Origin of the sequence: Mesorhizobium sp. M0830 (assembly GCF_040319965.1) — a bacterium.
Taxonomy (GTDB): domain Bacteria; phylum Pseudomonadota; class Alphaproteobacteria; order Rhizobiales; family Rhizobiaceae; genus Mesorhizobium.
Genome location: NZ_JAMYOR010000020.1, coordinates 59,138 through 74,346 on the forward strand (window position 1 = coordinate 59,138; position 15,209 = coordinate 74,346).

General features: G+C 62.4%; 10 protein-coding genes. 9 read left to right on the forward strand and 1 reads right to left on the reverse strand.

The annotated features are described in order from the left end of the window. Nucleotides 1-163: 163 nt before the first annotated feature. From NKI20_RS14595 to NKI20_RS14635, 9 genes are all read left to right on the forward strand, one after another. A complete protein-coding gene (locus NKI20_RS14595; RefSeq protein WP_352831469.1) occupies nucleotides 164-3,658 on the forward strand; it encodes an indolepyruvate ferredoxin oxidoreductase family protein in 3,495 nt (1,164 codons plus the stop codon). Nucleotides 3,659-3,794: 136 nt separating this feature from the next. Continuing rightward, the gene (locus tag NKI20_RS14600) at nucleotides 3,795-6,110 is read left to right on the forward strand and encodes a putative bifunctional diguanylate cyclase/phosphodiesterase (RefSeq protein WP_352727252.1); all 2,316 of its coding nucleotides are present in this window, start codon (nucleotides 3,795-3,797) and stop codon (nucleotides 6,108-6,110) included. A gap of 298 nt (nucleotides 6,111-6,408) precedes the next feature. Then, nucleotides 6,409-7,116, forward strand: a complete 708-nt coding sequence (locus NKI20_RS14605; protein ID WP_352831471.1) for an N-acyl amino acid synthase FeeM domain-containing protein — start codon at nucleotides 6,409-6,411, stop codon at nucleotides 7,114-7,116. Nucleotides 7,117-7,232: 116 nt separating this feature from the next. Next, a complete protein-coding gene (locus tag NKI20_RS14610) occupies nucleotides 7,233-7,382 on the forward strand; it encodes a DUF3096 domain-containing protein (RefSeq protein ID WP_013528205.1) in 150 nt (49 codons plus the stop codon). Nucleotides 7,383-7,588: 206 nt separating this feature from the next. Beyond that, nucleotides 7,589-7,813 carry an aa3-type cytochrome c oxidase subunit IV gene (locus NKI20_RS14615; RefSeq protein WP_023761460.1) on the forward strand — a complete coding sequence of 75 codons (225 nt, stop codon included), beginning with the start codon at nucleotides 7,589-7,591 and terminating at the stop codon, nucleotides 7,811-7,813. Between the two features lie 84 nt (nucleotides 7,814-7,897). Then, nucleotides 7,898-9,184: a Re/Si-specific NAD(P)(+) transhydrogenase subunit alpha gene (locus tag NKI20_RS14620; protein WP_352831474.1), complete on the forward strand. Its 1,287-nt coding sequence runs from the start codon at nucleotides 7,898-7,900 to the stop codon at nucleotides 9,182-9,184. After that, nucleotides 9,184-9,609 (forward strand): proton-translocating transhydrogenase family protein, encoded by a 426-nt coding sequence (locus NKI20_RS14625; RefSeq protein ID WP_032907925.1) that lies wholly within the window; start codon nucleotides 9,184-9,186, stop codon nucleotides 9,607-9,609. The genes NKI20_RS14620 and NKI20_RS14625 overlap by 1 nt, the downstream gene beginning before the upstream one ends. A 6-nt stretch (nucleotides 9,610-9,615) precedes the next feature. After that, on the forward strand, nucleotides 9,616-11,013 hold the full coding sequence (locus tag NKI20_RS14630; RefSeq protein ID WP_352831477.1) for an NAD(P)(+) transhydrogenase (Re/Si-specific) subunit beta: 1,398 nt from the start codon (nucleotides 9,616-9,618) through the stop codon (nucleotides 11,011-11,013). A 133-nt stretch (nucleotides 11,014-11,146) separates the two neighbouring features. Then, a complete protein-coding gene (locus tag NKI20_RS14635; RefSeq protein WP_031260776.1) occupies nucleotides 11,147-12,604 on the forward strand; it encodes a hypothetical protein in 1,458 nt (485 codons plus the stop codon). 13 nt (nucleotides 12,605-12,617) lie between these two features. On the opposite strand, the gene gyrB is transcribed toward NKI20_RS14635, so the two are convergent. Continuing rightward, nucleotides 12,618-15,089, reverse strand: coding sequence for a DNA topoisomerase (ATP-hydrolyzing) subunit B (gene gyrB, locus NKI20_RS14640; RefSeq protein ID WP_023761465.1), 2,472 nt, complete (start codon nucleotides 15,087-15,089; stop codon nucleotides 12,618-12,620). Nucleotides 15,090-15,209 lie beyond the last annotated feature (120 nt).

Here is a 15,209-nt window from a genome sequence, read left to right on the forward strand (position 1 = left end):
GCGCGCCGCGCAATGCCCGCAGCGATGATCGCCAGCTGTTCGTTCTGCGTTGCCTGGCACCTGCGATTTTGTTTGACCTGCCTTGCAAGGGGAGAAAGGATGCGTCATCCGATCCCGACGCTGGCCGCCTGCCCCCGCGCGGCCTCCGCAGAGGAAATTCCTGATGACGCTGCATGACGTCGCGCTCGACGATAAGTTCGACCTGGCAAAGGAGCGCATCTTCCTGTCCGGCGCGCAGGCGGTCATCCGCATGCTTCTTATGCAGCGCGAGCGTGACCGCCGCGCCGGTCTGAATACGGCCGGCTTTGTCTCCGGCTATCGCGGCTCTCCGCTCGGCGGCCTCGACATGCAGCTGTGGAAGGCCAAGAAACAGCTCGCCCAGGCCGATATCGTGTTCCAGCCAGGCCTCAACGAGGAACTGGCCGCCACCGCTTGCTGGGGCGCGCAGCAGACGGAGCTGCTGGGCGAGGGCACCTATGACGGCGTCTTTTCGGTCTGGTATGGCAAGGGGCCGGGTGTCGATCGATCCGGCGATGTGTTCCGCCACGCCAATCTCGCCGGCTCGTCCAAGCATGGCGGCGTGCTCGCCCTGATGGGCGACGACCACATGGCCGAATCCTCGACCAACGCCCATGCCACCGAGTTCCTGTTCGTCGACACCATGGTGCCGATCCTCAACCCGGCCGGTGTCCAGGAGATCATCGATTATGGGCTCTACGGCTTTGCCATGTCGCGCTTTGCCGGCACCTGGACGGCGATCAAATGCGTCAAGGACAACATCGAATCGACGGCCTCCGTCGATGCCTCGCTCGGGCGGCTGAACATCGTGGTGCCGAATTTCGACATTCCGCCTGGCGGTCTCAACATCCGCCACGAGATCGATATGCTCGGCCAGGAGGAACGGCTGCATGAGCACAAGCGTGCCGCGGCTTCCGCCTTCATCCTTGCCAACGGGCTGAACCGCATTGTCTATTCGGGCGGCCGCAACCCGAAGATCGGCATCATCACGCTAGGCAAGAGCTATCTCGATGTTCGCCAGGCACTGGAGGACATCGGCATCGACGAGGCGGCCGCCAACCGCATCGGCGTGCGGCTGTTCAAGGTCGGCTGCCCCTGGCCGCTCGACCTGCATCACATCGCCGATTTCGCCCGCGGCCTCGACACCATCGTCGTCGTCGAGGAGAAACGCTCGCTGATCGAGGTACAGCTGCGCGAGAGCCTCTACGGCACCGCAACCCAGCCCGTCATTGTCGGCAAGAAGGACGAGCGCGGCGACTGGCTGTTCCCTGCCAAGGGCGCGCTCGACCCCAACGAGATCGCCATCGCGCTTGGCGAGAGGATTGTCAGGACCATCGGCCCGTCCGAGGAGATTTCGGCGCGGGTGGCAAAGCTGCGCCAGTTCCAGGCAATGCTCGCCGACGCCACCGACATCGGTTCGCGCACACCCTTCTTCTGTTCCGGTTGCCCGCACAACTCCTCGACCAAGGTGCCGGACGGCTCGATCGCCGCTGCAGGTATCGGTTGCCACTTCATGGCGTTGTGGATGGACCGCAATACTCTTGGCTTCACGGCGATGGGCGGCGAGGGCGCGCAATGGGTCGGCCAGGCGCCGTTCTCCAAGCGCGGTCACATCTTCCAGAATCTCGGCGATGGCACCTACAATCATTCAGGCACGCTGGCGATCCGCTTTGCACTGTCGAGCGACGCCAACATCACCTACAAGATTCTCTACAACGACGCCGTCGCGATGACCGGCGGCCAGCCGCACGAAGGTGGCCTGACCGTCGATATGATCGCCAGGCAGGTGCGGGCCGAAGGCGTCGACCGCATCGCCATCGTCACCGATGAACCCGACAAATATGCCGGCAAGGCCGAATTCCCGGTCGGCGCTACCATCCATCACCGCGACGATCTCGATCTCGTCCAGCGCGAACTGCGGGACGTCAAGGGCGTATCGGTCTTGCTCTACGACCAAACCTGCGCTGCCGAAAAACGCCGCCGCCGCAAGCGCGGCACATTCCCAGATCCCGACAAGCGGGTCTTCATCAACGAGCTGGTTTGTGAAGGCTGCGGCGATTGCGGCGTGCAATCGAACTGTGTCTCGATCCAGCCGGTCGAGACCGAATTCGGCCGCAAGCGCAGGATCGACCAGTCCAGCTGCAACAAGGATTTCTCCTGCGTCAATGGCTTCTGCCCATCCTTCGTCACCGTGCACGGAGCCAAGATCCGCAAGGCCGAAGGCCTTGCCGGCAAGGCTAACCCGCTCGACGGCGTGCCGACGCCCGCCGAATTCCCGCTTGGCGAACAGGGCTGGGCGGCAATCATCGATGGTGTCGGCGGCACCGGCGTTGTCACCATCGGTGCCGTGCTTGGCATGGCCGCACATCTCGAGGACAAGGGTTGCGGCATGATCGACATGGCCGGCCTTGCCCAGAAGGGCGGTTCGGTGTTCACCCATGTCCGCATCGCCCGTACCCCGGACGACATCCACGCGATCCGGGTTTCAGCCGGCAAGGCCGATCTCGTGCTTGGCTGCGATCTCGTCGTGTCGGGCGCCAGGAAGGTGCTGACCGCGGTGCGCGAAGGCCACACCATCTTCCTCGCCAACACCGCCGAGATCATGCCCGGCGAATTTGCCCGTTCGGCCGATTTCTCGTTGCCGATAGAGCGCCTGAAGAAAGCGATCCGCACTGCTGCCGGAGACGACAAGGCGCATTTCTTCGACGCCACCCGCACCGCCACGGCACTTTTCGGCAATTCACTCGGCGCCAACATGTTCATGCTCGGCTTTGCCTTCCAGCATGGCGGTTTGCCGCTCTCCGCCGAGGCGGTCGAGAAGGCGATCGAACTCAATGGCGAAGCCGTGGCGATGAACATCGCCGCCTTCCGCTGGGGCCGTCGTGCCGCCCATCAGCCGGACTTCGTGCGCGGCCTCGTAGCCCAGCCGGGCCCAGCCGTCCCTGGAAAGACCGGCCACGCTGCTGACGTCGCGGAGACGCTGGACGACATCATTGCCCGCCGCGTCGCATTCCTGACCGCCTATCAGAACGGCGCTTATGGCAGGCGTTATGCCGAAAGACTGGCCCTGTTGCGCGCCGCCGAAGCGAAGGCGGTGCCCGGTTCGACCGCGGTGTCGGAAGCGGCAGCCAGGAACCTGTTCAAGCTGATGGCGATCAAGGACGAGTACGAGGTGGCGCGGCTCTACAGCGATGGCTCGTTTGCCGCCGAATTGGGCAAGCAATTCCAGAGCTACGACAAACTCGAATTCCACCTCGCGCCGCCGATCATGGGCCGGCTCGGCAATGACGGCAAGCCCAGGAAATCGAGTTTCGGCCCCTGGATGATGAAGGGTTTTCGCCTGCTGGCAGCGATGAAAGGCCTGCGCGGCACGGTCTTCGACCTGTTCGGCTACACCGCCGAGCGGCGCATGGAGCGACAGCTTCTGGCACAGTACGAGGCGGATCTAGAGCTAATCGCCGGAGCGCTGGCGCCAGCCCAGGTCGATGCGGCGGTTGCGCTGGCCTCGGTGCCGGCTCTCATTCGCGGCTATGGCCATGTCCGGCAAGCCAGTGCCGAACAGGCGGCCGGCGAGCGCTCGCGGTTGCTCCAGCGCCTCGCAAACGCACCGGCGGGGGCGGCACTTCGGGCCGCCGAGTGAAGGCCTTGTTTACCTGAAGCTCGATTTCCCGGTCTGTCCTGCTTTTGCGCTCTTGCGGCAACCGAGCCAAAGCCTCTGTTCTAAGCCTTTCTTAAGGCGGATGTGGGATGACGAGGCCTAGCGTTGGGCCGACGATATGGGCAGAACAAAGACCGAAAACATCCCGGCGGATGTTTATATCCAGTTTGTGCGGTCGTTGTTCGACAACGCTCACATGCTGGTGATTGGCGGCGTGTGCTACTGGATCCTAGGATTCATGATCTACTTGCGCACGCACGATTCATTGTTCCTGGCTTTTTCTTTTAGTCTGCTGTCAATCAGCCTTTTCCGCTATTTCGGCATTCGCGACTTCCAAAAGGCGGGCGGTGTAATAGCCAATGTCCAAGAGGCGCAGCAGTGGGAGCGCAACTATATCCTCAAGGGCAGCCTGCAGGGCCTCGGCCTGGGCGCGCTGTGCTTCATATCGATCTATGTGTATCCAGATCCCTTTGCCGAACTGGCCGCGACGTCGCTGGCCATCGCAACCCTGGTGACGGTTGTTGGCCGGAACTACGGATCTCCGCTCATGGTGCGGATTTTTTCCGTGACCTTCATTGGTCCGGCAGCACTTGCACTCTTGCTGCGCATGGATATCCCCTCGGTCGTTCTGGGGCTGATGATCATCCCCTTGACGTTTATCACGATCAACAGCGCCGACCACGTTCGCGACGTGCTTTTTTCGGCGGTCATCGGCCACAAGGAAGCGAAGAAGCTCGCGCACAGGTTCGATCGTGCCCTCAACACCATGTCACATGGCCTGGTCATGCTCGGCCCCGACGGCCGCGTCGCGGTAGCCAATGCCGAAGCTGCCCATCTGATGTCGCTCAAGTCCGGGGATGCGCTGCTTGGGCGATCCATCCACGGTCTTTTGATGCGTGGCGTCGCCGCGGGCATGTTGGCACCGAAGGATTGCCGCTACATCGAGGCCCAGTTGACGCGCGCCTTGCGCGAGGGCCGCGACCGCAAGGTGCTTGTTTCCCTCGCCAACGGCCAGCACTATGAATTTTCGGCACGCGAAGGCAGCCAGGAACTGGGCGTCATCACCTTCGAGGACGTGACGGGGCGCGTCGAGGCGGAAGACAAGATCCGCTTCATGGCGCGTTACGACAATCTTACCGGCCTGCCCAACCGTGCCTATTTCCACGAGTTGATCGGCGAGGCCATGGCGTCCGGCGACCGCGACCGTTTCTGCGGGCTGGCGGTGCTCGACCTCGACGACTTCAAAAGCGTCAACGACACGCTTGGACATCCGATCGGCGACGGGTTGATCTACGCCGTTGCCGAGCGGCTTGCAGCCATTGCCGGGCAAGGCATCACGGTCAGCCGTTTCGGCGGCGACGAATTCATGGTCTTCTTCGACCGAGTCGAGGATGAGAGCCATCTGACAAGCCAGCTCGACGAGATTTTCGCCGGACTGCAGGGGGAGGTGGACGTTGCCGGTCACGGCCTGCGTATCCAGGCCAGCGGCGGCGCGGTGCTGTCGCGGGTGAAGGATACCGATGTCGACGCCATGATCGTCAAGGCTGACCTGGCGCTCTACAAGGCCAAGGAACTCGGCAAGAACGGCTGGCGGCTATTCGAGGCGGCAATGGACGCAGCGTTCCGCAACCGTCAGCTGATGAAGGCGGATCTGCGCAGCGCGGTGGAAAACAAGGAATTGCGGGTAGTCTACCAGCCGATCGTGGCGATGAACACGATGCGCATCGCCGGTTGCGAGGCGCTCTGCCGCTGGGACCATTCCGATCTCGGGCCGATCTCGCCCAGCATCTTCATTCCGCTGGCCGAGGAAATGGGCATCATTTCCGAGATCAGCACCTTCGTGCTGCAGGCAGCCTGTACCGAATGCGCCAAATGGCCCGACCAGACCAGCGTCTCGGTCAATCTGTCCGCCAAGGATTTCCGCAGCCGCGATGTCATCCAGAAGGTTCGCGATGCGCTGGTGAGCTCCGGCCTCGCCGCTGGCCGGCTGGAAATCGAGGTCACCGAAACGGCGCTGCTCGACGACAAGTCGCTGACACGCCAGTACATCGAGGAATTGAAGCAGATTGGCGTGCGCATCGCTCTCGACGATTTCGGCACTGGCTATTCGAGCCTGAGCTATCTGCACAAGCTGCCGCTCGACAAGATCAAGATCGACCGCTCGTTCCTGATGGACGTCACCCAGAACCCGCGTTCGTTGGAACTACTCAAGGGCATCGTCAACCTGTCGCGGCCGCTGGGGCTTTCCGTGACCGTCGAAGGCGTCGAGACCTTCGAGCAGCTCAAGATCCTGGCCTTGCAGGTCAAACCCGATCTCGTTCAGGGCTTCCTGTTCGGTGCCGCGCTCAGTGCGTCGGGTATCGAGACGATGTCGAATGTCACTTGGCCTTTCGCCGCTGACCTGCGCCTCACTGGCAAACGGACAGCCAGTTAGCGCTGTGACCGACAGCTCAAGCGTTGGCTGAGCTCACGCACCTGTGTTGCTGGAGGTGCGATGTCTGGAGGCAATGATCCACATCCTTCTCAGGGCGCGTTCCTCATCAAATACATTCTCAAGTGGGCGGCTCAGCTGTTAAGGTTAACAGAAGGTAAATCAACAACATCTAAATTTCAGCTTGTGTCTCATCCTTACTCGAATAGCTTGTCCGTAGGCGGAATTTCGAGGACAGATGATGGATGCTGCAAGGGCTGCAAGCAATACGTCCGGCGCGGTCAGCGCAGCCGGGGATTCGGTGCTGAATCGATCGATTATGCAACTGCTGGAGCATGTCGATTATCGCCTCATCACCGGGGGTGAGGATTTGGAGGCGATTTACCGGCTTCGCTATAAATCCTATCTGCGCTCAGGCATGTGCGGCCCAATCGCCAGCGGGATGTTCGAGGATCGCTGGGACAATCTGCCCAATTCCTACCGGTTCGGTGTCTATTGCTATGGCGAATTGGTCAGCACGATCCGCTTCCATTACATTTCCAGCGAGCACCCGCATTCGCCCTCCGTCGATGCTTATCCGGAAATACTGATCGAGCGACTTGCCCGCGGAGAAACCTTCATCGACGGAACCCGCTTCGCAACCGATCCTGACGGTGCGCCGGCGCCCGGAGTGCTGCCTTTCCTGACCCTCAGGCTAGCCATGGTGGCCTCGCGCTATTTTGGCCAGAACTCGGTGCTTACGCCGGTCAAGATCGAGCATTCCAATTTTTATTCCCGTTACTTCAATGCCGTGCAGAGGACCGAGGGAAAAGTATTTCCGGGCGTTCTTACCAAGATCGCATTGTTCGAAATCCCCGCCGGCGAGAATATGCGACTGACGCTCGAACGGTTCCCATTCTTTAGGTCGACGCCGATGGAACAGCGGCTGATGTTTGCCAATCCGGCCATCAACCGACTGACACCCCTGTCGATTGTTCCAACAGCGAAATATTATCGCGACGCCGCCTGAGGCTTCCGATTTTTGCGGAGCGTCCGGAGCTTTCCGGCCAGACAGGCGTTCTGATGAAGGCGGCGCGTAGACGCTCCGCGTCTCCATTTCGACGGATTTGCCAGAAGGAACCCAACATGACCATTTCCACGCTAGCGCTCACCCCGCTCATCTCGCTGATCGCCGGCGTGCTGATCCTCGTCATGCCAAGGCTGTTGAACTATATCGTCGCGCTCTATCTGATCGTCGTCGGACTGCTCGGGCTTTTCCCGCATCTTGCCGGCTGAGGCAGCGCAAGCGCCCCGCCTCGACGCTTTCGAAGTATCTTTCCACATCAGGTGCCCGGATCCGATGTCGAGCCCCGGCGTCACGTCGGCAGCCGGCTTCAATTTTCCGTTGAGGCAGTTGTCGGCTGCGATGCGGCAATAGCGCCATTGCTCTCGGCCCGGCTTTTCGCTATGTGCCTGAAAGATGTCTTCGAAGGGGTATTCCTATGGCTGATCACTCGCCGACCGGTCCTGTCGAACTGGGCGCGAAGATGGACTATGCCGAGCATGATCGCACTTATGCGGGCTTCCTCAGGCTGGCCAAATACGGATCGCTTTTCTGCGGAGCCCTGCTCTTGGCGATGGCTTTCGGCTTTTTCGCGGGCGGCTTCTTCTCTGCTACCATCCTGTTCGCGCTGATTATGGCCGTCGGCGCCCTTATTCTCCGATAGATTTTCCGACTTTTTGTCCACGGCGCCGCCGCGAGGCCGGCCGGCGTCTTGCGGGAACGAGCTTCCGGCCGAAAGGATCATGCGGTGGGACAGACTGTTTTCATCCCTCGTGAGCTCGACGCGAACGAGCCGCGCGTCGCGGCTTCACCCGATACGGTGAAGCGGCTGGCGGCGCTGGGCTTCGAAATCGTCGTCGAAACCGGTGCAGGCACGAGATCGCGCATCCCCGACGAGGAATTCGCCAAGGCCGGTGCCGCTATCGGCAAGGCTTCCGATATCGCCAAGGCCGATGTGGTGCTGAAAGTGCGCCGGCCGACGGATCTCGAGCTGAAGAGCTACAAGCTAGGCACTGCGGTCATCGCCATCATGGATCCCTATGGCAACGATGCCGCCGTGGCAGCCCTTGCCAAGGCCGGCGTGACCGCATTCTCGATGGAATTCATGCCGCGCATCACCCGGGCGCAGTCGATGGACGTTCTGTCGTCGCAGGCCAACCTCGCCGGCTATCAGGCGGTGATCGACGGCGCTTCGGAATATGACCGGGCATTGCCGATGATGATGACTGCGGCAGGCACGGTGCCCGCGGCAAAGGTCTTCATCATGGGCGTCGGCGTTGCCGGCCTGCAGGCGATCGCCACCGCGCGCCGGCTTGGTGCGGTCGTCACTGCCACCGACGTTCGCCCCGCCGCCAAGGAACAGGTCGCCTCGCTCGGCGCAAAGTTCCTCGCGGTTGAGGACGAGGAGTTCAAGGCTGCCGAAACGGCCGGCGGCTACGCCAAGGAAATGTCGAAGGAATACCAGGCCAAGCAGGCGGCACTCACATCAGAGCATATCGCCAAGCAGGATATCGTCATCACCACGGCGCTGATCCCAGGCCGGCCGGCGCCGAAACTGGTTTCGGCGGCGATGGTCGCCTCGATGAAGCCGGGTTCGGTGCTCGTCGACCTGGCCGTCGAGCGGGGCGGCAACGTCGAGGGGGCCGAAGCCGGCAAGGTCGTCACCACGGCCAACAACGTCAAGATCGTCGGCCATCTCAATGTGCCCGGCCGCATCGCGGCGTCGGCATCGCTGCTTTACGCCAGGAACCTGTTCGCCTTCGTCGAGACGCTGGTCGACAAGACGACCAAGACGCTTGCCATCAATCGCGACGACGATCTCGTCAAGGCGACGATGCTGACCGACGGCGGCAAGGTGGTCCACCCTGCCTTTGCCAAGGCCGACCAGCAGCCGCCAAAGGGCCAACATGTCGAGCCGGCTGCAATCCCGGCCAAGGCCATGGTCGCCGATGCTTCGGCCAAGCCGAAGAAGGCCGCTCCCAAGAAGGCAGCCGCAGCCAGGTCGCCCTCGTCGAAGTCGAAAGGCATTGCGTGATGGATCAGACCCTGCAGAAAGCCCTCGACCAACTCGACCAGGCCTCCGCCGCCGTTCGGCTGGCGGTGCAGAATATGGCGGCCGCGCCCGGCGGCGCCGAGGCGGCGGGTGGTGCCGCGCACGCTTTATCCGGCGGTGCCATCGATCCCTTCGTTTTCCGTTTCGCCATCTTCGTGCTGGCGATCTTCGTCGGCTATTATGTCGTCTGGTCGGTCACCCCCGCTTTGCACACGCCGCTGATGGCCGTCACCAACGCCATCTCCTCGGTCATCGTCGTTGGCGCATTGCTTGCCGTCGGCATCGCGGCCTCCGGCATCGCCGCGGGCTTCGGCTTCGTCGCCTTGATGCTGGTCTCGGTCAACATCTTCGGCGGCTTCCTCGTCACCCAGCGCATGCTGGCCATGTACAAGAAGAAGGACAAGTAGAGCGCCATGAACGCCAACTTCGCGTCCTTCCTCTACCTTGTTTCAGGCGTCCTGTTCATCATGGCGCTGCGCGGGCTGTCGCACCCGACCACCAGCCGCCAGGGCAACCTCTACGGCATGATCGGCATGGGCATTGCCATCGCCACCACGCTGGCGCTGGCGACCCCGTCCGCCGGCCGCTTCGGCCTGATCGTGCTCGGCCTTGCAATTGGCGGCGGTGTCGGCGCCGTCACCGCGCGGCGCATTGCCATGACCTCGATGCCGCAGCTGGTCGCCGCCTTCCACTCGCTCGTCGGCCTTGCCGCCGTCATGGTGGCGGCCGCCGCCATCTATGCGCCGGAGAGTTTTGGCATCGGTACGGTCGCCGACATCCACGCCCAGGCGCTGATCGAGATGAGCCTCGGCGTCGCCATCGGCGCCATCACCTTCACCGGCTCGGTCATCGCGTTCTTGAAGCTCGATGGCCGCATGTCCGGCAAGCCGATCATGATCGGCGGTCGCCACTTCATCAACGCAGCCCTTGGCATCGCGCTGATCGTGCTGATCGTGCTGCTGGTTGCGAGCGAATCCAAGTTGGTGTTCTGGCTGATTGTGGCGGCCTCGCTTGTCCTTGGCGTCCTCTTGATCATCCCGATCGGCGGCGCCGACATGCCGGTCGTCGTGTCGATGCTCAATTCGTATTCGGGCTGGGCGGCGGCCGCACTCGGCTTCACGCTCGGCAATCTGGCGCTGATCATCACCGGCGCGCTGGTCGGCTCGTCCGGCGCGATCCTGTCCTACATCATGTGCAAGGGCATGAACCGAAGCTTCATCTCGGTCATTCTCGGCGGCTTCGGCGGCGAGACTACCGCCACGGCGGATGACGGCATCGAGCGCACGGTCAAGCAGGGTTCGGCAGACGACGCCGCCTACCTGATGATGAACGCCCAGAAAGTCATCATCGTGCCGGGCTACGGCATGGCGGTCGCCCAGGCGCAGCACGCGCTGCGCGAAATGGCCGACAAGCTCAAGGCCAACGGCGTCGACGTGAAGTACGCCATCCATCCGGTCGCCGGCCGCATGCCCGGTCACATGAACGTCCTCTTGGCCGAAGCCAACGTACCCTATGACGAAGTGTTCGAGCTTGAGGACATCAACTCCGAATTTGCGCAGGCCGACGTCGCCTATGTCATCGGCGCCAACGACGTCACCAACCCGTCCGCCCGCGACGACAAGTCGTCGCCGATCTATGGGATGCCGATCCTCGACGTCGACAAGGCTCGCACCTGCCTGTTCGTCAAGCGCTCGCTCGGCTCCGGCTATGCCGGCATCGACAACACGCTGTTCTACAAGGACGGCACCATGATGCTGCTCGGCGACGCCAAGAAGATGACCGAAGAAATCGTCAAGGCGATGGATCACTGATCGGCGATCGGCACTGAGACAAGCCAAGGAGCGCCCGGCCTCGTGCCGGGCTTTTTCTTGGCGTGTCGGCTGTTCGGGGCTACGATAACGAATTCCTGTCCCGCTGACGGGATTGTCGTCAACGGAGACGTTGGTGCCCGACCCAATAGCATCGCCGCCCACTGGGAAAGCGCCGCGCAAGCTTGGCCAGGCGGTGGTGATCGTGCATGGCATGGGCGAACAGCGGCCGATGGACACGCTGCGCGGCTTTGTCCAGGCTGTCTGGAGCCATGACCCCGCCCGCGCGCCGTTTTATGCCCGAGTCGCCGATCCGGCCGACCCCGCCGGCGCGAAGATCAACCAGAGCTGGATCACACCCGACAGCCGGACAAATTCATACGAACTTCGCCGCATCACCACGCCTTATGATGTAGATGGCCGTCGCACCGATTTCTACGAGCTTTACTGGGCCGACATCACCCAGGGCACGACCCGGGGGCGGCTCGCCGCCTGGGTGACAAATCTGCTGTGGCGCAGGCCGACCGATATTCCTCCCGACGCCCGCCAGCTCTACATCGTCACGCTTCTTGCCGTCATCGTCGCCCTGTGCGCGGCGCTCGCGCTCGCGACGTCGGTTTGGCAGCAGCATATCTCCTTGGCCGCCGGCCTGCTCGTCACCATCCTGGCTTCGCTGATCATCTGGTTGGTGGACCGGTTCGGCATTCCCTATTTCGGCGATGTTGCGGCCTATATGCGTGCGGAAGCGGCGACCGTCGAGAAGCGAGCGCTGATCCGCGATCGCGGCCTGCGGCTGCTGAAACGTCTGATGATGGACGATGCCTACGACCGGATCGTGCTGGTTTCGCACAGCCTTGGATCGATGATCGCCTATGATCTCCTGCAGATATTGTGGGCCGATTTCAGGCCCCGAGAACTGGAGGCCATCCGCGACAGGGCCAAACTGAAAGCGATCCGTGCCATCGACAAGGCGACCCTTGTTGCCGATGGCTCCGCATGGCCCAGCAAGCTGGACGACCTCGCCGGCTTCCGACGTGATCAGTGGGAGCTCTACCGGCAACTGCGAACTGCGGATGCCGACCATCCGCTGCCATGGAAGATCAGCGATTTCATCACACTCGGCAGTCCGCTGACCCACAGCGAGTTTCTGGTGACGAACAATCTCGCGGAATTCAGGCGCGGCATGGCCGAGCGACTGTTCTCGGCATGCCCGCCGATTGCCGAAGGGCCAGCGGCCGGTGGCACCGTGCTTTATCAGGAGGGACGCAGCCCGTCAGGCAAACCGCGGCGAGCGGTGCATCACGGCGCGGTGTTTGCCGCGACGCGCTGGACCAACATCTTCGACGGGGGCAATGGCTGGTTGACGGGCGACCCGATTTCGGGACCGATGGCTGAAAAGTTCGGCCCCGGCGTGGAGAATATCCAGGTCGAGCTGCGCGGTTCCCTCGGCCGCATCTTCACCCACACACTGTACTGGTCGTTGACGGCGACCGGCGTCGAGGCCGGCGCTCGGCCGCGCTCGCACCTTGCCGTGCTGCGCGATGCTGTCGACCTCGGCCGCAAACTGGAGCCGAGTAAGCCACCGCCGGCGTAAGAATGGGTCTGGCTCAAATGTCCAGGTTGGCGACCGACAGCGCGTTGTCCTGGATGAATTCGCGCCTCGGTTCGACTTCATCGCCCATCAGCCGCGAGAACAGACTGTCCGCATCGGTCGCGTCATTGACCTTGACCTGCAGCAGCGAGCGCACGTTCGGATCGAGCGTGGTCTCCCAGAGCTGTTCGGCGTTCATTTCGCCGAGACCTTTGTAGCGTTGCATGGTCAGGCCCTTGCGGCCGGTCGCAAAGACGGCATTGAGCAGCGCCAGCGGCCCCGAGATGGTTTCGGAGACATCCTTGCGGCGCAGCACCGGCGGCGACCCATAGACCTCGCTGAGGCGCTGAGCGTAGCGGTCGAGCTGGCGTGCATCGGCCGAGTTGATCAGCGCCAGATCGAGATGCGCGTATTCCTTGACGCTGCGCACCGTGCGCTCGAACACATAGCCGCCGACACCTTCATTCGAGGTCGACATGCGGCCGGTCCAGCCGCGCTCGGTGTCCTCGGCGATGATGTCGAGGCGTTTTGCAATCCGCTCCGCCATGGCATTGGCGCGGCCAAGATCGGTGAAGACGTCCGGGTTGAGCCCGCCGGCGATCGCCGCCTGTTCGACCACGCCCCTGTTATAGCGTGTATGCAGGCCGTTGATCAGCTGGCGCACGGCCAGCGCATCATCGATGGCGCCGCGCAGGTCCTGCCCGGCGCGCACTTCGCCGGAGCCGAGCGTAAGCGACGCTTCCTCCAGCCCCGAACCGATCAGGAACTCCTCGAAGGCGCCTTCGTCCTTGATGTATTGAGAGCTCTTGCCGCGCGTCACTTTGTAGAGCGGCGGCTGGGCGATGTAGAGATGGCCGCGCTCGATCAATTCCGGCATCTGGCGGAAGAAGAAGGTGAGCAGCAAGGTGCGGATATGGGCGCCGTCGACGTCGGCGTCGGTCATCAGGATGATCTTGTGATAGCGCAGTTTGTCGGCGTTGAACTCATCCTTGCCGATCGAGGTGCCGAGCGCGGTGATCAGCGTGCCGATCATGTCGGAGCCGAGCATGCGGTCGAAGCGCGCCCGCTCGACATTGAGGATCTTGCCGCGCAAGGGCAGGATCGCCTGGTTCTGGCGCGAACGCCCACCCTTGGCCGAGCCGCCGGCGGAATCGCCCTCGACGATGAAGATTTCGGATTTTGCCGGGTCGCGTTCCTGGCAATCGGCCAGCTTGCCGGGCAGGGAAGTGACGCCGAGCGAACTCTTGCGGGTGATGTCACGCGCTTTGCGTGCCGCTTCACGCGCCGCCGCTGCCTGAATCACCTTGTCGACGACCACCTTGCCCTCTGCCGGGTGCTCCTCCAGCCAGGTGCCAAGCGCTTCGTTGACCAGTCCTTCGACAACGGGCCGGACTTCCGACGAGACCAGCTTGTCCTTGGTCTGCGAGGAGAATTTCGGGTCGGGAACCTTGACCGACAGCACCGCCGTCAAGCCTTCGCGGCAATCGTCACCGATCAGCGAGACCTTTTCCTTCTTCGTTAGGCCCGAGGAGTCGCCATACCCGGTGATCTGGCGCGTCAGCGCGCCGCGAAAGCCGGCTAGATGTGTGCCGCCATCGCGCTGCGGGATGTTGTTGGTGAAGGCCAGCACGTTCTCGTGGTAGCTGTCGTTCCACCACATCGCCACTTCGACGGTTATCCCGTCGCGCTCAGCCTTGATAGCGATCGGCTTGTCGATCAACGGCTTCTTGACCCGGTCGAGATATTTGACGAATTCTTCCAGTCCGCCATCATAGTGCAGTTCATGGCGCACGACGTCGGCGTGACGGGCGTCGCTCAGGACGATGCGCACGCCGGAATTGAGGAAAGCAAGCTCACGCAGCCGGTGTTCCAGCGTCCCGAAGTCGAATTCGACCATGGTGAAGGTCTCGGTCGACGGGAAGAAGGTGATCTCGCTGCCGCTGCGCCCTTCATAGGTGCCCGGCTGCTTGTCCTGCTCATAGCTGCCTGTCGCCTTCAGCGGCGCGTCGGCATTGCCATGCGTGAAGCTCATCTCGAAGATCTGGCCGTTGCGGCGGATTTTCAGTTTCAACCAAGCCGAAAGCGCATTGACCACCGAGACGCCGACGCCATGCAGGCCGCCCGAGACCTTGTAGGAGTTCTGGTCGAACTTGCCGCCGGCATGCAGCTGAGTCATGATCACTTCAGCCGCCGAAATGCCTTCTCCGGTGTGGATATCGGTCGGAATGCCGCGCCCATTGTCGATCACGGTGACCGAACCGTCGGGATTCAGCGTCACGGTGACGAGGTCGGCATGACCGGCCAGCGCCTCGTCGATCGCATTGTCGACCACCTCATAGACCATGTGATGCAGGCCGGAACCGTCGTCGGTGTCGCCGATATACATGCCGGGGCGTTTGCGGACAGCATCCAACCCCTTCAAAACCTTAATGGAATCGGCGCCGTATTCGGCTTCAGCGCCGCTGATGTTGTCGATCTGATCGCTCATGAAAACCTGTTGTCTGGATGCCGCTCGCACGGCGCGGAAAATTGGCCCCGAATCGCGCCTCTGATATGCACTAGATATAGGCGCTAAAGGCGGTTTTTCCAAGGTTTGCAGGCATTTCCC

Bases quoted from the DNA above. Each gene is read 5' to 3' on its own strand.
- NKI20_RS14595 (WP_352831469.1), top strand. From the start codon at position 164: ATGACGCTGCATGACGTCGCGCTCGACGATAAGTTCGACCTGGCAAAG.
- NKI20_RS14600 (WP_352727252.1), top strand. From the start codon at position 3,795: ATGGGCAGAACAAAGACCGAAAACATCCCGGCGGATGTTTATATCCAG.
- NKI20_RS14610 (WP_013528205.1), top strand. From the start codon at position 7,233: ATGACCATTTCCACGCTAGCGCTCACCCCGCTCATCTCGCTGATCGCC.
- NKI20_RS14630 (WP_352831477.1), top strand. From the start codon at position 9,616: ATGAACGCCAACTTCGCGTCCTTCCTCTACCTTGTTTCAGGCGTCCTG.
- gyrB (WP_023761465.1), bottom strand. From the start codon at position 15,089: ATGAGCGATCAGATCGACAACATCAGCGGCGCTGAAGCCGAATACGGC.
- NKI20_RS14615 (WP_023761460.1), top strand. From the start codon at position 7,589: ATGGCTGATCACTCGCCGACCGGTCCTGTCGAACTGGGCGCGAAGATG.
- NKI20_RS14625 (WP_032907925.1), top strand. From the start codon at position 9,184: ATGGATCAGACCCTGCAGAAAGCCCTCGACCAACTCGACCAGGCCTCC.